Origin of the sequence: Cognatishimia sp. MH4019 (genome assembly GCF_020177595.1) — a bacterium.
Taxonomy (GTDB): domain Bacteria; phylum Pseudomonadota; class Alphaproteobacteria; order Rhodobacterales; family Rhodobacteraceae; genus JAHTBL01.
Map to the genome: position 1 here is coordinate 165,929 of NZ_JAHTBL010000006.1, position 19,119 is coordinate 185,047.

Below are 19,119 nucleotides of genomic sequence, written 5' to 3' on the forward strand. Positions count from 1 at the left end.
AAATTTACGGCGTTCCGTCGCCTTTGCTTTGATTGTTCGGGTGATCGAAGATGTTCGAGACGCCCAGCGACGCGGCCAACCCGCGCCCGAACGCGTCGGATGTGTCTGTCGGCGGTGCCAGTCCGGCACTTGGTGTGTTTTGCAATCCGACCACTTTGGGCAGTTCCATATCGAGCGGTTCAGGGTCTGGGATTTGCGCAGCGACCTGAGCGGGCGTCAGGAGACGTCCAAGACGCAGAACTTCGCGGTGCGCCTTCATGAACTGACGCCTTGTTTTGGCGTGCTGCCGCGCTGCTTCAGCATCGTTGAAGCCAACCGCTTCGATACACTCGACACGGTCGATGAAACGACCATCCATTGTGTAGACGAAGATATCGCCGTGCAGGTCTTCTGGATCAAAGCGGACCATCAATTTGCGGCCCGCATGTGCGATCAAATGTTCGCTCCAATAGCGGTTTCCAGCGAGATGAATTTCGCCGTTGGTGCGCCGTGCTGTCTTGCCCTCGCCAGCCAAAAGCAGGAATTGTCGCTGAAGCGGGGAAGCGCGGCGCACAACGACGCCAGGACGCTCAAGGCTTTCCTGAAAGACCTCGGCAAAACTACGCCCTTTGGCCGTTTGCGTGTTGCGGTCTTTGCGCGTGTTGTGGCGCATGATTTCCTGCGCAACGAACTTACGGAATTCGTCAATCGGAATGGCGCGAGAGCCGTAGTTCTCGGGCTTCGCATCTATCGTGTTTCCGGTAAACGCCCCTTCAAGCGCGGGGTGCCGGCTGATCCGGTCCACCATATCACGCCACGCGCGCTCAATCGGCTTGGCCTGACCGTGATAAGGCGTCGTATTATGAACCTCGACGTTGAGCTGTGTCAGAACACCCTTCGGCTCTTCATCCTTCACCTTGAAGCGGAACCGGTGTTTCATGCCACCAGTGATCCACTTGGACATAAACGCGCGGCCGTTATCGAAGTAAACATGGTCTGGAATTCCCCAGCTATCCACCATGTCAGAGATCGCCAAACGGGTCGTTTCCTTGTTCTCGGTCTGTGAGATACGGAAGCTCAGAACCATTCCAGAGTAGATGTCTTGGAAGCCGATCAGGCATGGCCGACCGATGCTGCCATCATCAAACTTCACAAAGACATCGAAGACGTGACCGTCTGCGTTCACCGCTTCCATTGCATGGAATACGCTGCGGTCCCGCGTCTGCGCCGGATAAAGCTGCGCCGCAGCCGATTTGCCTTCGCGCGCCAACTTGATCGCGACAGGCCCGAACTCAGCATCCAGCCGACGCTTGAGTGTCACCTTCGACGGGATTGGAGCCCATTCATGCGCCTTCGCCGCTTCTTCCATCCGCGCGTAGCAACTGGCAAAGCTGGGCCCCGCATTGCGCAGATAATCACTGACCAACATATCCCATGCCGCTTGATGGCAGGGCGCCGTCGAAGTGCGGCCTTTGTATTCGGGCAAGAGGGCAGGCAACCAATCGCTTTTATGAAGGCCGTGAAGCCCTTCAAGCCACCTATAAAGGGTGCGAATGGGTGTCTTCGTTTTGGCCTCGACCAAAGCCCGTGCAGCACCTTCTGGCATCGTCTGACGCAGCTTTGTGAAGTGCTGAACAACCTTCAGCCTGCGATCGGCTTCCTCGCGCGATGTTCCAGGTGCACTTTGAAAACGATGCCAAAGGCTCTCCGAGATCAGCTCGGAACGCTCGTCACGTTCCTCCGACGCCACTTCAGCAATCATGGCATCAGCCACGATCTGGTTGATCACTTCCGGCGGAAACAGGGTGTAGTGGTATTCCTTGCGGATACCATCTTTACCGCCACCACCGGGAACCTCTCGGCAGCGGTTTTTATCTTCGGTCCAACGGCGATCTTCCGCAAACCGGCGCATATTACGGACGGTGCGTGGCAGTGTCGGACAATCAAGTTCGACTATCTCTGATATGGACCACCATTCTTGCATCAGGATTCAGCATCCCGATCCAGTTCATCCAGAAGCGTGCGCAATTCATCCTTATATTCGGCGACAAAATCACGCTTCCAACGCTTCTTCGCCTGCCCCCAAACGGAAACCGTTTTCGTGAACCACGCATCGCGCGGCACGGCAGGTTCAGACGGGTCGGCAATATCGCCAACTGCGATCTGCCATTCCTTTACTGACGAGACATCACCCGATGCGATCCGCGCGGCACACGCATATTGCTGATCTGCTTGCAGTTTCGACAACGCTTTGAGCTGTGCCGCGTTGGACGCAAGAGGCGTGCTTGAGATGAGCGAAATCGCTTTCGGTTCAAGGCTCTTGACCAGTGCAATAGCGTCCTGAATAGAACGCTGGGAAAGCCCCATCTTTTCGGCGGCGTCTTCCGTGAAAGTGGCTAAGCGCGAAGTTTGCGTTTTGCCACCTGTATGTTGATTTCCAAGGTCGCCACCCTTCGCGGTTTCAGGGTGCAACTTCTCGTAGACCGACTTACGCTCAGTTAGAAATATCGCCCGATCAAGCGCTGTCAGTTCGCGCCGGATAAGGTTTTCGTCGATCTCCGCAAGGCGTGCTTCGGCTTCCGACAGCTCAAGAATTTTGCATTCCGCTTGGTCTAGGCCAGCGATTGCTAACCCACGGTATCGGTGGGCACCTGCAACCAAAGCAAACTGCCCTTCACCCAACGGGCGCACGATAAGAGGCTCCATCAATCCATTCACAAGGATGGATTGCGCGATGGCCTGCGCCCAGTCTTCATCAACAGAACGCAGCCTGTCAGCGACAGTGATACGGGACAGCTCAAGTATCTCGATGGTCAATTTTTCGCCCCCAGATCAATGTGATCGCCAAAGGCGGCAGCGGCGTTGAACTCGGCAACTTCCTTTTGAAGAGCACGCGCCCTCTTACTTAGGCTGTCTTTGATAGTTTTTCGTGCATTTTCCTCGCGCCGCGCCGCTCTGAAATCGTCCCGGGGTAGGACCCGACGGCTTTCTTTACCGTTATCCGGCGGATCAATGGGACCCTTTCCAGTGAGAACCCAAGTCAGGTTCAATTGCAAAAATGCGCATATGGATATCAGGTTTTGGTAGCTTGGTTCGCTCCGTTCGTTCAGCCAGTTATTGTAAGTGGATGGTCTTACACCGAGAGCTTCCGAGAGCATCGCCTCTGAATAGCCTTGCAACTTCATTTCAGTGCGAATTCGCTCACCAAAACCCAGCTTCATCTGAACGCCTCCCCAAGCCAAAGCATCCCAAAAATCATCACGAACAGGCAGATCGCGCCGATCACGTCGCCGATCCAGCTATCACCCAGACGCACAAGCAGCCGCCACGCACGCGCAAGCATCAGTCGGCAGGAAGAGGAAACCGTTGATGCTTGCACGCGGCCTTGCGGCGCTTCCGCGAGTGGCGGCTCGAAATCAGGAAAAGCCCCAGAGGGCCGAGCAGGACCCTCTGGGAAGGTGGCTCGGCTGTGATCTCCAAGAGGCGAGGAGATGGGACAGTCAGCCGAGCTGGCAATGACGGGGTCTGTCGGTGCGCGCATCATGCTGCCCACCGCTTGAATTCTTCGGCCTGTCGCAAAAGTTCGCGGTGATAGTTTTCAAGAACCACATCGCGCCCCGCATAATCGATCAACTTATTCAGCCGATCCTTACTAACGGGTCCACCGTTCAGCCCAAACATACAGCGGCGCGCAGCTTCGGATGGAACACCACTTTCGCGGCACCAAGCCTCTAATGTGATCGTCCGATTACGCAACGCTGACATGATCGCGCTATAAAGCGCCTGTCCGGGTAGTGGGGTTGGATATGAAGACATTGCTCGCGCTCCAATATTCTTAGTTTTCTTTGTCTAACAACATTAGTTTATGTGTCAACTAATAATATTATCAACTTGCGCATGTTTTGTATTCTCGAATCGGATTAAGCCTGCGATGAGGGGGTATGAAAGGTGCTGGAAAACGGATGAGAGCGGCTCTTGAGGCTCGTGGCTTCAGCGAAGACGCTGTTGCCAAGCGCCTTAATATCAAGAAGAACCGGCTTAATCACTGGCTCAACGACAGGGCAGAGCCGAGATTTGAAAACCTTCTGGCATTCTGTGAGATTGTAGGTGTCGGAGTTGATGAAATAATTCGGCGAACGGACGACAGCCCGCTTAATTTGAACCTTGATCCAGCGGACAATGAGTTCGTGAAAATCAATGTCTATGACGTAGATTTAGCTGCGGGTGATGGGCGGGCAGTGACCAGCGAAGAACCCATTGATCAGCTCGCGTTTCGCTCGGTATGGCTGGATCGCACTGGCATCAATCCGGCGCATGCATCAATCGTTCGTGTTTCGGGCGATAGCATGGAACCGACACTTGCGGGCGGTGGCATCGTGATGATTGATCATCGTGACAAAACACCGATTTCCAAGTCCTATATCTTTGCCGTCCGCAGGGGGACCGAAGTTGCCGTAAAACGCGTTGAGCGAGACCCGGAAAATAAAGCGATCTTGCTTCACAGTGACAACGTCGATGTTCCGACCAAAGTGCTACCTACCACTGAGCTTGAGGACTTTGAGATCATCGGCCGCGTCGTGTGGTCCGCACGCACTTGGCCCAGTTAATTTACGTCCTAACTCACGGATGTTCGGAAGCCGATCGCATGCCCCGCAAACCTTTGAAAGCAAATTACTTTAACCGTTTCTAACGATAGCATGACGAGTAGGGCGCATTTGTCCCTACTTTGGTCGGATTAGCTTTCAAAGCTGGTATGGTTTATCCTGTAATCCGCAGGCATCGAAAGCTTTGCAAAAAAGAGGTTTGAAGAGTTTTTGAAAAGTATTCGAAGAGTTTTCGAGACCCACACCGACGTGCCAATCCAAGTGAACCAAACGGCCATTCTGCTTGCTCTGTGCCAATCCAAGTGAACCATCAAATTCCAGCTCACGCTGACACCGCCCGCCGATTTGCCCTTATTTTCAGGCCTTTCCGCACAATCCCACTTAAAACCGGATTATCCCGTCAGATTGTCAATCCATGTGATCCGTAACAGTCGGCGTCCTTGCGCAAGGCGATAACGCCCGCGGCGATTTTCAGAGCGATATTGGCCAGAAGCGTGACGAGGGCGATCAGCACGAGGGTGGCGAAGGTCAGAACGGGGGCTGTCGCGAAGAGGGCCGTTGCGATACCCAGACCGGCGGCGATTTTGAAAAGCGGGAAGCGCGATTGCCATGTGCGGCAGCTTTCCTCGGCTCGGACGCGGGTTTCGGCCTGATGGGTGAGGGCTGCAACTTCGTGCACGGCGAGCACATTTTGCAGGGCGTCTTCATCAGCGAGCACCATCGGCAGATCGGCGAGCGCTTCGGGCAAATGGCGGCGCGTACGCTCCATCGCTTCGGCGCGGTCGGTGGCGAGCCAGAGCGTGTGATCAAGATCGCGCACCGGCAGCAGACCCAGCTTGAGGCAGCGCGCGGCGCCAATCAGAGCGATGCTGTCGGCGCAAGGGTGCAGGTCTTCGGCGGCGACGGTGCTGGTGTTGTGGATCGCTTCGCGTGCGGCTTGCAAGGCAGCGGGCGCGACCATGCGGCGGGCGCGCAGGATATGCCACAGCGGGACATCTTGCCGGCGTTGCAGGGCGCGGGCGTGAAAGAGGTCTTGCGGGCTGATCTGGTCACGCTCAAGCAGCAACGTGCCAAGGGAGCGGTGCAAAGGTGCACGGCTGGGGACCGCTGGAGGCGGTGTCGGGACGAGCCTGAGAGCCGGGCGGGGCTGGGCCACGTTGAGTTCCTTTCGCTACCAAGATCAGGGGTAGCGAGGGACAGTTAACGGGCGGTTAAGTTAAGGTTAACAGGGGGTTAATTCTGAAAGGGCTGTTTTTGGAGACCCGGATCGGGGTCCGGGGCGTGGAGTGTGGGATTAGCCGTTTGAGGTTTAATCCGAGGTTTTTGATCTTGAGAGAGGTGTTGGACGTCCGACACCTAGAAGCGGAGGAGCGAAATCTTCACCCCCCGCCTGAAGATCAATCGAGCAACGCGCAGTGAGGGTCAGACCAGCCACTTCCGTGTGGCAGGTCTGCAGTTTTGACGTTTTGATGCGTGAAAGCTCTTTGAGGGCTTATTGCGCAGCGACCGAAACCTCGGTCTCATCGGCTTCACCGAAGCCCTTGGGAACGGGCAGATCGGGCAGGCCAGCGGCTCGTTTTTGCAAGGCACGTCCGATGACCACACGGCTGATTTCTGTGGTGCCGTCCACGATGCGCAGCATTTGAGCGAGGCGTGACAGACGGTCCAGCCCGTAAGGTTGCAACAGCCCCATGCCACCAAGCACCTGCGTGCAGGTATTGGCCGCCTTTACGGCTGCATCCGGCACGAAGCGTTTCGCATGCGCCGCCATCAGCGGGCCTTCGGGCGTGCCAAGCGCCTCGGCCGCTTTGCGATAGAGCAGGCGGGACGCTTCAAGATCTGTTGCGACCTCGCCCAGCATCCATTGAATGCCATCCAGATCGAGGTTCTTTCCACCGAACATCTTGCGGTTTTTGGAATAGGACAGCGCCGTATCCAGCGCCGCCTGCATCAAGCCGCAGCAGCCCGATGCGATGGACACGCGCGCGATGTCGATGGCCATAAGCGAGCCCTGCAATCCTTGCCCCACCGGAAGGATGATATTGTCTTCGCTGACCACGACCTTATCGAGATACATTTCGGACATCGGCAGGAAGTTGTAGGACGGCGTGTCATAGAGCGGACCAAAGCTGATCCCCGGTGCATCTGCGGGAATCGCGATCATCGCCATATCTTTGTGACCGGGTGCATCGCTGGTCTTGACCACCGTGAAATAGATATCGGCTTCGGTTGCCAGGCTGACCCAAGCTTTCGACCCGCTGATCGTCCAGGTGCCGTCGCCATTGATCGTGGCGCGGGTATACATTTTCATCGGGTCCGATCCTGACTGTGGCTCTGTCAGGGCAAAATTCGCCAGCTTGCGCCCCGAGGTCAGATCGTGCGCCCATTTTTCCTTGAAAGCGTCAGTGCCATAGCCGCAGCCTGCATAGGTGCAGATGTTGTGCATCGAGAGGGCGAAAGCGTAGGCCCCGTCGCCAAGGCCCAGCTGTTCGTAGACCTGTATGCCTTCGGACAGGGGAAGGCCTTGGCCGCCCCACGCTTCGGGGGCGTAGAGACCTGTCAGCCCCGCAGCACCCGCCGCGTCAGAGGCGTCGCGCGGCCATGTCTTTGCAGCATTCCAGCGATCGACATTGGGAGCGATGATCTGCGTGGCATGATCATGGGCGGCGGTGAGGATCGTCTTGAGCTTTTCTGACATGCGCGTTGTCCTTCTGATAAGCGGGCACTGTCGCATTTCGCCGTTCGCGGGGAATGTATCGCAAAGCGCGAGATATGCGTCGCTACAGGTTTGAAGTGATGTTTCTTTGGACAGACTAGCGTTCAGGTCTGGGCTGCTCTATCTCGCGAGGTGACAGTTTATTGTCGAAAAGTGACAAAATCATCCGTCAGAGAAAGCGCGTCTCCTATAGGAGCTGGGCGTGTTGCCCGTCCATCTCTGGAATGCCTTGTGAAAATTGGCCGCCGAGGAAAACCCGACCTCGTGGGCGATGGCTTCGATACTGTGCTGACCGGTCTGCAAGTGGCGGATCGCGATGTCACGGCGCAAGGCGTCCTTGATCGCTTGAAACGATGTGCCATCGATCTCCAGCTTGCGGATGAGAGTGCGCGGCGTCATGTGCATGGCCTGCGCGGCGGCAGAGAGGTTGGCGCTGTCCCAGTCGGTTTGGCTGAGATAGGTGCGGACGCGCAAGGATTGGGTATGCTCACGGGATCGCGTGAAGATCCAGTCGCGCGGCGCGTTTTCCAGAAAGAGATCCAGATCGACCGTGCTGCGAACTTGAACTGGGCCGAGTTCCTTCAGGTCGAAGGAAATCGACGTGGCGTCCCCGCCAAAGCGCACCGGGGCGGGAAAGATCACCGCGTAGTCTTCCTCGAATGCGGGGTGGGCGAAGGCAAAGGCGACCGCTTTGACCGGCACTTCACGCCGTGCGAGCCACGACATCAGGCCATGGGCCAGTTTCAGGATCAGCATATGGCCAAACCGCTGTGCCGCGTGGTCGGTCTGTGGGATCAGCCTGAGCTCTAGCGCGCCGTCGGTTTCCAGCAGCTCGAACTGGTGGTCATCAAGCAATAGGTTCCAGAAGGTCGAGAACCGGTAGAGCGCGGAGGCAAGGGAGGTCGCCTCCCGCACCGAGGTCAGAAGATGCTGCAAGGCGCGGGGCCGGATCGGGCGTGACCAGAGCCCCATCATTTCATCGCCCGTCTCGACTGCAGCCAATTGGTAGAGACGCACGATCTGATCGAGCGTGACCCTGCCATGGGGATGGTCCTGATCTGTCAGCAAATCGGAGCGTTTCAAGAGGGATTCAAAGTGACGATCAGAGCAAAGCGGTCGCAATGCCTTTAGCCAATCCGCAATGAATTGGCTGGAAACGGTCGATAGGAGTGGCGGTGTATCATAGGTCATGCTGCGCCTGTCGCTATCATCGAAAGGGGCCGCGAAAAACACTTTAGGAGAGACTTCGTGAACGTGGGAGATACGTCTGGCATGTCTGCGCGCAGACGCAGCTTTGCAAAGGGCGGCATGTGTTGACGGGCAGTTGCGATTGTTCTGGCGCGGTTGGGTGTGCGGATCAATGGTCTTGGCTCAGATCTCGTCCTCTAGGTCTTCGATGGCATCCAGCACGAGCAGGAGACGGGTCTCTCCGGTGCCTTCTATGGGCGGAGAACGATGAAGCAAGCCAGAGGGTGGTGTCTCAGGCCAGAGGGTTCCGCGCAGCAGGATGGGCGCGCCCGTGGCGACAGAGAAGATGCGCGCAGGGTCGCGACCTTCGATGGACGTTCCGTATTGCGTTCCCTGCCCACGATAGGTGCAGACAAGCCGCGCGGTGATTGCATCAATATGGAACTTGCGACAGGCATTCGATGTCACCGGTTGGAGCCGGAGCCGTAGGTAAGGCGTTAGCATCAGACGCGCAAAGATGTCAGCGAGCGCTGCGATGTCGCTGATCAGTTGTTCGCGTTCGGGGCAGATCGGGGTTTGGGCGATGTCGCAGAGTTCTGTCACCGCCGTTTCGACCATGGCAGGGCGCAAGATGATGCGCCCTTCGGGCAGTGTCGCGGGGTCGAGGTGGTTGATCCATTTCTGGAACCCGGCGGCAGGTTGCCTCCGCCAGATTGCCGCCGCGCATTGCGGGTCCAGGAATGCGGTCAGGTCCTCCGGCTTGTCTGCAATCCTCACGCCGATGGCCGCGTTCTGGAGCGGTTTCTCTGCCAGCATCACGCCGCTTCCTCGGAACGCCGCCAGTTTGGAAATGGATCAGGGTAATCCGGCAGGTTATCCGGCCCGGTCGCAACCACCGCAGGGACCAGACAGGCATCAAGACGGTCTTTCAGCGTTGGCCAGTCGATCCCTGCGCCGATGAAGACGATCTCTTGTCGTCTGTCGCCCCAAGGCTCTTGCCAGTGCTGCTGGAGATAGGCGCGGGCGCTCTCGTGTTCGGGCCAGCGGTCTTTTGGCACCGAGGCCCACCATGTGCCAAGTGGCGTGACGCCGGACAGCGCGCCTGCAAGCGAGAACTCGGCCACCCACTCGGGGCGCGTGGCAATCCAGAAATGGCCTTTGGCGCGGATCACGCCCGGAAGCGGGCCATTCAGCACATTCAGGATCTTTTCCGGAATGAAAGGCTGCCTTGCGCGATACACGAAAGACGCGACGCCGTATTCCTCGGTCTCTGGCGTATGATCGGCGAAGCCGTAAAGCTCCTTGGCCCACATCGGATGCTCGTGGGCCTTTTCGAAATCAAACATGCCCGTGTCAAGAATTGTGTCGGCGGCGACATCAGAGTGGTCAGTCTCGATAATTCTGGCATCAGCGTTCAGACTTCGGATGATTTTGCGAGCAGCATCAGTGCGCTGAGGACCGGCATCCGTCACCTTGTTCAGGATCACGACATCTGCAAACTCGATCTGATCTGTCAGAAGGTGGACGAGTGTGCGCTCGTCTTCTTCGCCCAGCGTTTCGCCGCGGTCGCTGAGAAAGTCATGGCTGGAGAAGTCTTCAAGCAGGTTCACGGCATCGACCACCGTTACCATCGTGTCGAGGCGCGAGACATCTGAAAGGCTGTCCCCGAATTCATCACGAAAATCAAACGTGGCGGCAACCGGGAGCGGTTCGGAAATGCCGGTGGACTCAATCAACAAATAGTCGAAGCGATTTTCAGCGGCGAGCTTGCGCACTTCATCGAGAAGATCGTCGCGGAGCGTGCAGCAAATGCAGCCATTCGACATCTCCACGAGCGTCTCGTCTGTGCGGCTCAGTTCTGTATCAGCCCGCACCAGATCGGCGTCGATATTCACCTCGGACATATCATTGACGATAACCGCGACGCGGCGCCCTTCGCGGTTGTTCAAAACCCGGTTCAGGAGGGTTGTCTTACCTGCACCCAAGAATCCGGAAAGCACCGTGACGGGAAGGCGATTATCTGACATAGAGACGCTCCAATTCTGATCTGATAGATTACGCAACTTACGCAGTTACTTTACTAATGCAACTGTGAAAGTTACGAATAACGCCCGTTTGGAGAAAAACCGCACATGAAGCGCAACTCTCGTTTGTCCCTTGCCCTGCACACTTTGAGCCACATGGCGGGCAGCCCTGACCGTTTGCGGACGTCTGCAGAAATTGCCGAGCATTCGGGCACCAATCCTGTCGTCGTGCGTCGCGTGTTGGGAAAGCTGCGACAGGCGGGACTGCTGATTTCCGAAAAAGGGCATTCAGGAGGCTGGCGTCTTGCGCTCAAGCCCGAAGATATCACGCTGGCGGATGTTTATCTGGCGTTGGATGAACGGATGGTTGCAACAAATGAACCCAGCGAAGCATCGGTCTGTTCTGTGGAATATGCGCTGCATGAACGCGTGTCCCGCGTTCTTGAGGAGATCGAAGAGAGCCTTGTTCGCAAATTGAGTGAAACAGTGATCTCTGACGTGCATGGCGTCAAAGAAGACGGCGAATATCAGTAAGCGATAGCGTGAGGCCACCCGCGCTTTGGGCGATCAATTGGCTGCGCCGGGCATCCCCTTGATTGATGCGCCGGTGTCGAGGCGCCTCAGCTACAGCAGATCGCGACCGGGTGGACGTCGGCGGCGGATCGGTTGCCCGATAGAGATCACACGCAAATCTACGAGACCCTCAAAGGCTCTTTTTAAGGCGTGTTTAAGATGTGCTGCCGCGATAGGCTTTGCAAAACCTGACTGCCGGTTGGGGTCATTGAGGAGCGCGACATGACGCAAGAGGACGCTGGAAACTGGCGCGCAGGCATTGGTCGGTCGTTTGATATCTACTACCGTGATGCCGCGCGAACGCGTCGGATGGATGCTTTGAACAGACGCTTTGTGCGGCCTGGGGGGCTGGTCTTCGATGTGGGCGCGCATGTCGGCGATCGCACGGCCAGCTTTCTGCGACTGGGGGCGTCGGTTGTGGCGCTTGAGCCACAACCTCGCGTGTTCCGGGCACTTCGGTTGCTTCATGGGCGTCAGGCGAAAGCGACGCTTTTGCCATGGGCGGTGGGTCAGGACGAAAGCCAGATCGTGTTTTATCTGAATAGGCGTAACCCGACAGTTGCGACCGCGTCGGCGGAGTTTATCGACGCCGCGTCAGGGGCACAGGGATGGGAGGGACAGGTCTGGGACCAGAGCGTGACCGTGCCGATGACCACGCTGGATGCGTTGATTGCGCGATTTGGCTCGCCGGATTTCATCAAGATCGATGTGGAGGGGCATGAGGCCGATGTTCTTGCAGGGCTAAGCGTCGCGGTTCCGGCCTTGTCGTTTGAGTTTACGACGATCCAGAAGACCTGTGCGCATGACTGCATTGATCGGCTGTCCGCGCTGGGACCGTATCACTTTAACCTCAGCCTTGGCGAAGAACATGCGTTGCGCTACCCCGGATGGGTAACGACCGAGGTGCTGAAAGACGAGATTGAGGCGTTACCGGAGGCTGCGAATTCGGGCGATGTCTATGCGCGGCTATAGGGGTAGATCATCCAAGACCGACCCGGCAATTTTGGCCGTCTCCAGCCAGGTCGGTAAATTGCGGCCTGCGTCTTGGGAGGCGGTCGCCAGTTGCGCCCGATGTGCCGGGTCAGAAAGGAGAGCCTCAAGCGCTTTGGCGAAGGCCTGCGGATCATCTGATGGGACAAGGTGGCTTGCGGCTTTCGGTACCGTATCGGGCACGGCGCCGGTGGCGCAACTGACGATGGGAAGCCCGGCTGCGAGGGCTTCGTCAAAGACCAGGCCATAGCCCTCATAGCGTGTAGCAAGAGCAAAAACTGACGCTTGGCTATAGAGTTGCGCCAGCGTGTCGTCCGAAACGCGCCCGGCGATCTGGACGCGGGGCGTGAGGTCGAGATCATGCACAAGCTGCGCCAGCTCGGCGGCGTGTTGGGTGTCGTAAGGAGCACCGACGATCACTGCGCTCCACTCAAGACCCCGCAGTTCAGCGAGACTTTTCAGCACGATATCATGGCCTTTGCGCGGGTGCTGGATGCCCACCGACAAGATCAGGGGCGGATCAGCAGGGGCCGGCGGCAGCACCGGGCGATCTGTGCCGGGGCGCGCAATGGTGATGCGGTCGGGCGCGACATCGTAGCGGTTGGTAAGGATTTCTGCGGTGTGTGGGCTGGGCACCAACACATGAGAAATCAATGCCAGATTTGCGCGCTCGATCTGAAACAGGAAGTCGCGCCGCCCCGCATCCAGCCCGCTTTCAAGCGCGAGCGGGTGGTGGACCATCGCAACGGTCGGCACATGCAGGCGATACAGAGCGTCACTGTCGATCGTCGCCGAAAGAAAACCGTCGAGGATGACAGCGCGGTCAGGCTCCAAGGCGCAGAGCTGAGCGATCAGGTCTGCCATATCGGTGGGCGTTGGATCGGGGAAAGAGCTTCCGATCTGAAGGTGTTGGACATCCCGACCCCGTTCACGCAGACCTTCCAGCAGGCGACGTTCGTAGTAGTATCCGCCGGTCGGCTGGGTGATATCGCCAGGGATCGCGAAAGCGGCAGGGCGCAGGCTCATGACAGTTGCTCGGGGGCGTAGGTGGCGAGTACGCGCCGTTCGATCATGCCGACAAGTCCGTAGCCAAGCGCGGAGAGGGCGGAGACGATGACGACCGAGCTCCATAGCATATCGTAGTCGGACAGGGATGCGGAGAGCGCCATGAGGCTGCCGATACCAGAACCCGTGGCAAGCCACTCGGCCACGGTGATCGCGAGGACAGACGCTGGTACTGCCATACGTGCAGCCGCGAAAAAGGCTGGTAGCATCGCCGGAATGCGGACGCGGATCAGGCGGGTGACGGGGCCTGCGGCGTAGCTGTCGAACACATCCAGCACCTGTCCGGGCGTTTGGCGCAAGCCGTGCAGGCAGGCGACGAGTGTGGGAAAAAAGACCATGATCGCGACGAGGGTGATGGTTCCGGTGGCGCCGCGACCCAGCAGAAGAACGACCAACGGGGCAGTTGTGACAATAGGAACGGATCGCAGCGCGATGGCAAGTGGCATGGCCGTACTCGACAGGGCTGGTGCGAGGACCAGAACGATTGCAAGGCCCGCGCCGGCGACCAGTCCCGTGAGATAACCGGGGATTAAAAAGAGCGCCGTTTCCGAAAGAGCGCCGCCAAGCGTGGCGCGGGTTGCTGCTGCATCAGCGGCAATAAAGAGCGCGTCGAAGACCTGTGTAGGCCCTTTGGCGAAGAACGGATTTAGATTGAAGATCCACAGAGCGCTGGTCCAGATGGCGAGTGCAAGCAGCGTGACCAACACCGCATCCCACCACGCTGTTCTTTGAGTGCGGGCGGATTGGGGTGTAGCGAGTATAACGGGTGGATCGCTTAACAAGACGCGCCGCGCGAGCGACCCGATTGCGACATAGGCAAGGATGGCGACGGCAGTGGCAACGGTTGCGACGGCCCATGTCATCTCGACATCCAAAGCGCGCAGGGCGCGGATAGTGAGGACGCCCATGCCTTTTTCGGCCCCGGTAAACTCGCCCACCATTGCGCCGAGAAAGGCGGCGGGGGCTGCGATCTGCAGGCCTGTGAAAAAGTAAGGAAGGGCGGCCATTGCCCGCACATGGATCAAGGCAGCAAAGCGTCCGCGACCATAGCTGCGCACCAGATCGAACCAGCTGTCAGGGGCAGCGCGCAGACCTACAAGCAACGGGATGAGTGTGGTATAGTAAACGGCGAGTGCCGCCAGAATGATCTGCGGTCCGGATCCCGGCCCGAAAAAGACCCGCAGAATGGGGCCTGTGGCGACGAGCGGCAGGCAGAAAACCAGCAAGGCCAGCCCGGTCACGATGCGTTCACTGCGCGGCCAGAGCAGCGCCACCCCCGCCAAGAGCAAGGCCGCCAGATTGCCGATTAGAAATCCAGCAGCGGCATTGCCAAGCGTTGTCCAAAGCGCGCGGCCCATCAGTTGCCATTCGCGTAGCAGGTAGCCGATCACCTCGCTGGGGGCGGCCAGCACGAAGGCGGCGGTCAGCAGATGTCCGGCCAGTTCCCATCCTGCAAGCACTATGAGAATGCCGAGCCATGGGGTCGCCCTGGACCCGCGTAATTGCCCTGTGGCCGGGCTTTCTACGGTTAGGCTTGTCATTGCGCGGCCAAAGGGCGGTCGGCGGCCGCCATGCCATCGGAGAGTGCTGTGAAGACCTGTTCAATCAGATCGGTCGCCGCCGTTTCGCGCACCATTTCGGCCATGCGCGGCCGGGGCAGAGCGATGTCGATATCTGCAACGATCTTTGCCGGGCGCGGGGAAAGCACGATGACGCGATCCGAGAGCAGCACGGCCTCGCTGACGGAGTGGGTCACAAGGACGGTTGTGGTGCCTTGGGCCTCCCAGATGCGGGGCAAGTCCTGGGCAAGCTGTTGGCGGGTCAGCTCATCCACAGCGCCGAACGGCTCATCCAGCAGAAGGAGGCCGGGTTTCGTCGCCAAAGCCCGCGCGATAGCGGCGCGTTGGCGCATGCCGCCCGAGAGCGCAGCAGGGCGCGTGTCTCCGAAGCCGTCCAAGCCGACCAGCGCGATTAATTGATCAATCGCAGAAGCGTCGATGGGACGGCGTGCAAGGCTCAAGGCCAGCTCGATATTCCCGCGCACGCTGCGCCAGGGCAAAAGGGAGGGGTCCTGAAAGGCGACCGACAGCCCGGCTTTGCGCAACGTCTCTGCTGGTGGCGCGCCGTCGATTTGCACCTCCCCAGAGCTGGGCGTCTCAAGCCCCGCGATCATCCGCAGGACTGTTGATTTGCCACATCCCGACGGGCCGACCAGCGCTGTGGTCTGGCCCGCCGCAAATGTCAGATCAAGGGACTGGACGGCCTCTGTTCCGCTGTCGAAGACCTTTGCGAGGCCGGTGCAGATGACCTCAGGGGGTGGGGTTCGATCAGGCGCCATGGACCTCTTCAAGAATAGAGCGGTCCCAGAGGTCGGGCGTCACGTCGCGGCCCAGAAGCGCAAGGGTTTCGATATTGGCAGCGACGGTATCATCGCTCCACCAGCCAAAGCCATTGGCATCTGTCAATTCCGAGAACATGAGCGGCACCTGACGTGCGGCCTGCAATTTCTGGGTTTCCAGATCGAGGCCTGCATCAGGATACATCTGCAGCGTGAGCGCCGCAGCCGCGTCAGTATCGGTGCGATAGGCGTCCCATCCGCGAACCTCGCCTGCCATGAGTGCAACCAGTTCGGCGCGCCGATTGGCAAGGCTGTCCTCGGTCGCGATATAGGTTTGCGAATGCACTGCGTAGCCGTGATCGGCCATCAGCATGGTCAGGTTTTCGACGTTTTGCATGGTCATGGCGACCGGCAGATCAGTTTCCCAGCAAAGCAGGCAATCGACCTCTCCAGCCAGCATGGGCTGGGCGGAGTATTGCGTTGGCACTATCTCGATCCCGTTGATGTCGACATTGTTCAGTGTGCAGAGCGCTTGCAGGACAGGCTTGTTGGCAAGGGCCATGCCGATACGTTTGCCGATGAGATCGGCGGGTTCATTGACCGGGTTTGCCGGAAGGGACGCAATGACGAAGGGGTTCTTTTGCATCGCCACCCCGAGGATCTTGAAAGGTGCACCTTGTTCGACCGCGGCGGCGGTGTAATCAGCCGCAGAGATGCCAACCAGCGCGGTGCCTGCGACGACGGGTGGCTCAACCGGGGCGTTCGGGCCACCCGGCAGAAGCGAGACGTCCAGACCAGCCTCGGACCACCAGCCGTTTTCCTTGGCGATGTAGCTTCCTGCAAATTGCGAGGAGTGCAGCCATGAAAGCTGCAGGCCTACAGCGGTTTGCGCCTGCGCGCGTCCGGGTGCAAGGCCGAGGGCGACTGTTCCGGCAGCGGCGGCTCCGGTTGCTAAAAAACTGCGTCGGGTGATGGTCAATGGCATTGGGCTATCCTTTTAACTGTCCTTAGGAATGCTAGGCGAGGGTCGGAAACTGGCAAGGGCGGGGGCCGCGTCCAATCGTCCGTTTTCGGGCAGGCGTTTTTGCGCCGCTATAAATTCACCCCCGATGCACGGGGTTTGAGCCGCAAGAATATCACACCCGGCAAGACCGCGACGATGAAGCACAGGCCAAAGGCCACGCTGCTGGCCAACCCGCCGCTTGCGGTTGCGCCTGCGAGAGGCAAAAGTGCGGCTGCAGCGCCTTCGCGCAATCCCCAGCCAGAGACCGAGATCGGGATCAGCATCGTGAACAGGATCAGCGGCACGAGCGCCACAATGGCGGAGAGCGGCAGCGCGACGCCAACAGCATAGGCGCAAAACGCAAAAGCCGAAAGATTGCACAGGGTCGTCCCGATGCTCAGTGCGATTTGGCCGGGCAGCACTTTGCGGTCCGCAAGGGTCTTTCGCAGAGCTGTCGAAATTGCGCTGGCACCCCGCCCGGTAACGCCCTGGAAGCGCGTAGCGGCGAGCACCAGCGGCGGTAAAAGAAGACCCGTAAGCAGCAAGGCTGCAACGACGAGCGCCAGCCAACGGGGCCAGTCCAGCCCGCCGGGAACAAGGCTTGTCGCCAGAAACCCTGCCGCCAAGGTAAGAAACATCGCGATCTGCCCGATGAGCCGTTCGATCACCACGGCTTGTCCTGACGCCAAGAGCCCTGCTTGCTCGCGCGCGCGGTAGGCGCGACCTGCATCTCCGATCATGCCGCCGGGGAGTGATTGGTTTATGACTTGCGCGAGGTAGTATTCACGGATCGCATGGCCTGTCCCAAAGGACATCCCCAGTTGCAAGGCTGTGAGCCGCCAGCGCATCGCAGACAGGATGGTTTGCAGGGTCAGCATCGCAACGGCAAGGACTAGCCACACCCAATTGGCCTGTGCAAGGCTGCGGGCGGCGGCTGGTCCATCCGCGGCACGCCAGAGCAAAGATAGAAGAAGGGCCGCGATGCTCAATTGGAGCACCGGCCATATCCAGGGCGAGAGCTTGCGGATCAACTGCTTTCGTCCTTTGGGGGCAGGCTTGAGAACGCATCGAGTATGAGGTTGCGCATGTCGCTCATCGCGCGCGGAGAGGCCGTTTCCGTGGGCAAAAGACCGTCAGCCCAGCCCCAAGCGGCCGCACGCGCGACAAGGTGATCGGGGCCGATGAGGTGGATCGGGACGTCGGGGCGCTCATCCAGCGCGACAAAGCCTGTGGCCTGATGATCGCCGACGACAAGGATCAGAGGTGGGTCATCGGCGTGCAGAGCGATATAGTCAAAGACCACGTTGAGCGCGTAATCCACTGCTTGACGATATTGATCGCGGACGCGGTCGCGGTCTCGCCAAACGACATCCGGCGGATCGCCTGCCTCGGCCATCGGGTTGAAGATTTCGCCTTTTCCGATGGCCTCCCAATCAACAAGTCTTGGCACGGGCAGCCATGGCGCATGAGAGGAGCCAAGGGCCATTTGGACGAAGACGGGCCTGTCGTCCTGACCGTTGCGCAGGAGGCGGTCCATGGCGGCGAAAGTGAATTGATCTGGCATCGTGACCCAATTGAACGGCAGCCCTTCATAGCCGAGATCTGCGGCGGCGAGCACGGTTTCAAACCCCATGAATGCGGCTTCGGGCCAGTCGAGCGTGATCTGCGGCATCACGGCGGCTGTGTGAAAGCCCGAGTTCTGCGCGATGTGAAAAAGGGTCTGCCTCTCGCTGGCGAGCACTGCGCCATAGCTGGTCTGATCGGCCACCCAAAGCCCGTTGGCAAAGGTTGCATGGCTGAGCCAGCTTTGGCCGCCGCGCGTCGGGGCGCGCAGAAGGCCTGAGCGCATCTCAAGGCCGAGGTCGCGGAGCCGTGCTTCGGAGCGGGTCAGCGTTGCCCGGTGGGTTTGCGCGTAAAGCGGCGTGTCGAGGCTGGCGCGGCCATAGCTTTCCACGAAAATCACCAGTACATCGCTGTCGATGGTGTCCAATAGCCCGGTGCGACCTGCATAAGGGTCTTGTGCTGCGGCCACAGAAAAGGCGCGCAGATCGGCAAGCGTGTCACGTACCATCAATGTGCGCTCTACCCCGACGCGGGCTGTGAACGCAGCGCCGGGGATGGGGGCGGGCAGGTTCCAGCGGCCCATTGTCTGGCCAATCTCGGCCACGGCGATCGCGCCAAAAAGAATGGCCGCTCCGACCGTCAGGCCTGTATGCACACGCTCGATTTTCAACCGCGCCCAGACGCCTGTCGCCCACCAGAGGGCAACGGCCACGAGCGCAACGGCGGCCAAGGCGGCGACGACGCCTGCGGCTGTCAGAGCGGGTCCAACGGCGCCGTTTGCCAGACGCAAACCAGCCTCGATCAGCGGCAGATCGGAAACCGGGTTGAAGCCACGGGCGAGGGCCGTGAACATTGCAAAGTCAGCGGTTTTGAGCAGGGCGATCACAAGCAATGTGCTGACAAGAGCGATGCGCAGCCATTGCGCCCACCGGCCAGAGCCCAATGCGACAAGTGCGAGCAGAATCACTGGAAGCTCGAGCGGAAACAGCAGCAGGGCGTCCCAATTCATCGCGGCGGGGTGGTTGGGTTGGACCAGCACAAGGTGCAGGACCATCGCTGCTAAGACCAGCCTCACC

General features: G+C 59.2%; 19 protein-coding genes. 3 read left to right on the forward strand and 16 right to left on the reverse strand.

The window, feature by feature from the left end; translation table 11 throughout:
• Nucleotides 1-4 precede the first annotated feature (4 nt).
• The 5 genes from KUW67_RS12395 to KUW67_RS12410 all read right to left on the reverse strand — a co-directional run bounded on the left by KUW67_RS12395 (nucleotide 5) and on the right by KUW67_RS12410 (nucleotide 3,795).
• Nucleotides 5-1,891, reverse strand: coding sequence for a transposase domain-containing protein (locus KUW67_RS12395; RefSeq protein ID WP_224825625.1), 1,887 nt, complete (start codon nucleotides 1,889-1,891; stop codon nucleotides 5-7).
• A 71-nt stretch (nucleotides 1,892-1,962) separates the two neighbouring features.
• Nucleotides 1,963-2,796, reverse strand: a complete 834-nt coding sequence (locus KUW67_RS12400; protein WP_224825626.1) for a ParB/RepB/Spo0J family partition protein — start codon at nucleotides 2,794-2,796, stop codon at nucleotides 1,963-1,965.
• Nucleotides 2,793-3,200 carry a helix-turn-helix domain-containing protein gene (locus tag KUW67_RS12405; RefSeq protein WP_224825627.1) on the reverse strand — a complete coding sequence of 136 codons (408 nt, stop codon included), beginning with the start codon at nucleotides 3,198-3,200 and terminating at the stop codon, nucleotides 2,793-2,795. The genes KUW67_RS12400 and KUW67_RS12405 overlap by 4 nt, the downstream gene beginning before the upstream one ends.
• The gene (locus KUW67_RS18380) at nucleotides 3,197-3,322 is read right to left on the reverse strand and encodes a hypothetical protein (RefSeq protein ID WP_255596816.1); all 126 of its coding nucleotides are present in this window, start codon (nucleotides 3,320-3,322) and stop codon (nucleotides 3,197-3,199) included. Before KUW67_RS18380 ends, KUW67_RS12405 begins: the two co-directional genes overlap by 4 nt.
• 197 nt (nucleotides 3,323-3,519) lie before the next feature.
• Complete coding sequence (locus tag KUW67_RS12410; RefSeq protein ID WP_224825628.1) at nucleotides 3,520-3,795, reverse strand: hypothetical protein; 276 nt, start codon at nucleotides 3,793-3,795, stop codon at nucleotides 3,520-3,522.
• A 125-nt stretch (nucleotides 3,796-3,920) separates the two neighbouring features.
• On the opposite strand from KUW67_RS12410, the gene KUW67_RS12415 reads away from it, so the two are divergent.
• Nucleotides 3,921-4,586, forward strand: a complete 666-nt coding sequence (locus KUW67_RS12415) for an XRE family transcriptional regulator (protein WP_224825629.1) — start codon at nucleotides 3,921-3,923, stop codon at nucleotides 4,584-4,586.
• Between the two features lie 397 nt (nucleotides 4,587-4,983).
• Here KUW67_RS12415 and KUW67_RS12420 read toward each other — a convergent pair whose 3' ends face one another.
• The 5 genes from KUW67_RS12420 to KUW67_RS12440 form a co-directional block, all read right to left on the reverse strand.
• Nucleotides 4,984-5,739, reverse strand: coding sequence for a hypothetical protein (locus KUW67_RS12420; RefSeq protein WP_224825630.1), 756 nt, complete (start codon nucleotides 5,737-5,739; stop codon nucleotides 4,984-4,986).
• Nucleotides 5,740-6,075: 336 nt separating this feature from the next.
• Entirely contained in the window at nucleotides 6,076-7,281 is a 1,206-nt protein-coding gene (locus KUW67_RS12425) for an acyl-CoA dehydrogenase family protein (RefSeq protein WP_224825631.1), read from the reverse strand.
• A gap of 180 nt (nucleotides 7,282-7,461) precedes the next feature.
• Complete coding sequence (locus KUW67_RS12430; protein WP_224825632.1) at nucleotides 7,462-8,490, reverse strand: AraC family transcriptional regulator; 1,029 nt, start codon at nucleotides 8,488-8,490, stop codon at nucleotides 7,462-7,464.
• 180 nt (nucleotides 8,491-8,670) lie between these two features.
• Complete coding sequence (locus KUW67_RS12435) at nucleotides 8,671-9,303, reverse strand: DUF1826 domain-containing protein (RefSeq protein WP_224825633.1); 633 nt, start codon at nucleotides 9,301-9,303, stop codon at nucleotides 8,671-8,673.
• Nucleotides 9,303-10,514: a GTP-binding protein gene (locus KUW67_RS12440; RefSeq protein ID WP_224825634.1), complete on the reverse strand. Its 1,212-nt coding sequence runs from the start codon at nucleotides 10,512-10,514 to the stop codon at nucleotides 9,303-9,305. Before KUW67_RS12440 ends, KUW67_RS12435 begins: the two co-directional genes overlap by 1 nt.
• A 105-nt stretch (nucleotides 10,515-10,619) precedes the next feature.
• Between KUW67_RS12440 and KUW67_RS12445 the strand changes: the two genes are divergently transcribed.
• Nucleotides 10,620-11,045, forward strand: coding sequence for an Rrf2 family transcriptional regulator (locus KUW67_RS12445; protein WP_224825635.1), 426 nt, complete (start codon nucleotides 10,620-10,622; stop codon nucleotides 11,043-11,045).
• 261 nt (nucleotides 11,046-11,306) lie between these two features.
• On the forward strand, nucleotides 11,307-12,056 hold the full coding sequence (locus KUW67_RS12450; protein ID WP_224825636.1) for an FkbM family methyltransferase: 750 nt from the start codon (nucleotides 11,307-11,309) through the stop codon (nucleotides 12,054-12,056).
• Here KUW67_RS12450 and KUW67_RS12455 read toward each other — a convergent pair.
• The 6 genes from KUW67_RS12455 to KUW67_RS12480 all read right to left on the reverse strand — a co-directional run bounded on the left by KUW67_RS12455 (nucleotide 12,051) and on the right by KUW67_RS12480 (nucleotide 19,118).
• On the reverse strand, nucleotides 12,051-13,100 hold the full coding sequence (locus KUW67_RS12455) for a glycosyltransferase family 4 protein (protein WP_224825637.1): 1,050 nt from the start codon (nucleotides 13,098-13,100) through the stop codon (nucleotides 12,051-12,053). The genes KUW67_RS12450 and KUW67_RS12455 overlap by 6 nt on opposite strands.
• Nucleotides 13,097-14,680 (reverse strand): ABC transporter permease, encoded by a 1,584-nt coding sequence (locus KUW67_RS12460; protein WP_255596817.1) that lies wholly within the window; start codon nucleotides 14,678-14,680, stop codon nucleotides 13,097-13,099. The genes KUW67_RS12455 and KUW67_RS12460 overlap by 4 nt, the downstream gene beginning before the upstream one ends.
• Nucleotides 14,677-15,477 carry an ABC transporter ATP-binding protein gene (locus tag KUW67_RS12465; RefSeq protein ID WP_224825639.1) on the reverse strand — a complete coding sequence of 267 codons (801 nt, stop codon included), beginning with the start codon at nucleotides 15,475-15,477 and terminating at the stop codon, nucleotides 14,677-14,679. The genes KUW67_RS12460 and KUW67_RS12465 overlap by 4 nt, the downstream gene beginning before the upstream one ends.
• Nucleotides 15,467-16,462, reverse strand: a complete 996-nt coding sequence (locus KUW67_RS12470; RefSeq protein WP_224825640.1) for an ABC transporter substrate-binding protein — start codon at nucleotides 16,460-16,462, stop codon at nucleotides 15,467-15,469. Before KUW67_RS12470 ends, KUW67_RS12465 begins: the two co-directional genes overlap by 11 nt.
• A 107-nt stretch (nucleotides 16,463-16,569) precedes the next feature.
• Nucleotides 16,570-17,511, reverse strand: a complete 942-nt coding sequence (locus KUW67_RS12475; RefSeq protein ID WP_224825641.1) for a lysylphosphatidylglycerol synthase transmembrane domain-containing protein — start codon at nucleotides 17,509-17,511, stop codon at nucleotides 16,570-16,572.
• On the reverse strand, nucleotides 17,508-19,118 hold the full coding sequence (locus tag KUW67_RS12480) for a sulfatase-like hydrolase/transferase (protein WP_224825642.1): 1,611 nt from the start codon (nucleotides 19,116-19,118) through the stop codon (nucleotides 17,508-17,510). Before KUW67_RS12480 ends, KUW67_RS12475 begins: the two co-directional genes overlap by 4 nt.
• Nucleotide 19,119: the final 1 nt, after the last annotated feature.

Excerpts from the sequence above, each read along its gene's own strand:
- KUW67_RS12460 (WP_255596817.1), bottom strand. The coding sequence starts at position 14,680 with ATGACAAGCCTAACCGTAGAAAGCCCGGCCACAGGGCAATTACGCGGG.
- KUW67_RS12415 (WP_224825629.1), top strand. The coding sequence starts at position 3,921 with ATGAAAGGTGCTGGAAAACGGATGAGAGCGGCTCTTGAGGCTCGTGGC.
- KUW67_RS12395 (WP_224825625.1), bottom strand. The coding sequence starts at position 1,891 with ATGCGCCGGTTTGCGGAAGATCGCCGTTGGACCGAAGATAAAAACCGC.
- KUW67_RS12405 (WP_224825627.1), bottom strand. The coding sequence starts at position 3,200 with ATGAAGCTGGGTTTTGGTGAGCGAATTCGCACTGAAATGAAGTTGCAA.
- KUW67_RS12425 (WP_224825631.1), bottom strand. The coding sequence starts at position 7,281 with ATGTCAGAAAAGCTCAAGACGATCCTCACCGCCGCCCATGATCATGCC.
- KUW67_RS12435 (WP_224825633.1), bottom strand. The coding sequence starts at position 9,303 with ATGCTGGCAGAGAAACCGCTCCAGAACGCGGCCATCGGCGTGAGGATT.
- KUW67_RS12470 (WP_224825640.1), bottom strand. The coding sequence starts at position 16,462 with ATGCCATTGACCATCACCCGACGCAGTTTTTTAGCAACCGGAGCCGCC.
- KUW67_RS12465 (WP_224825639.1), bottom strand. The coding sequence starts at position 15,477 with ATGGCGCCTGATCGAACCCCACCCCCTGAGGTCATCTGCACCGGCCTC.
- KUW67_RS12440 (WP_224825634.1), bottom strand. The coding sequence starts at position 10,514 with ATGTCAGATAATCGCCTTCCCGTCACGGTGCTTTCCGGATTCTTGGGT.
- KUW67_RS12450 (WP_224825636.1), top strand. The coding sequence starts at position 11,307 with ATGACGCAAGAGGACGCTGGAAACTGGCGCGCAGGCATTGGTCGGTCG.
- KUW67_RS18380 (WP_255596816.1), bottom strand. The coding sequence starts at position 3,322 with ATGCTTGCGCGTGCGTGGCGGCTGCTTGTGCGTCTGGGTGATAGCTGG.
- KUW67_RS12445 (WP_224825635.1), top strand. The coding sequence starts at position 10,620 with ATGAAGCGCAACTCTCGTTTGTCCCTTGCCCTGCACACTTTGAGCCAC.
- KUW67_RS12430 (WP_224825632.1), bottom strand. The coding sequence starts at position 8,490 with ATGACCTATGATACACCGCCACTCCTATCGACCGTTTCCAGCCAATTC.
- KUW67_RS12455 (WP_224825637.1), bottom strand. The coding sequence starts at position 13,100 with ATGAGCCTGCGCCCTGCCGCTTTCGCGATCCCTGGCGATATCACCCAG.
- KUW67_RS12410 (WP_224825628.1), bottom strand. The coding sequence starts at position 3,795 with ATGTCTTCATATCCAACCCCACTACCCGGACAGGCGCTTTATAGCGCG.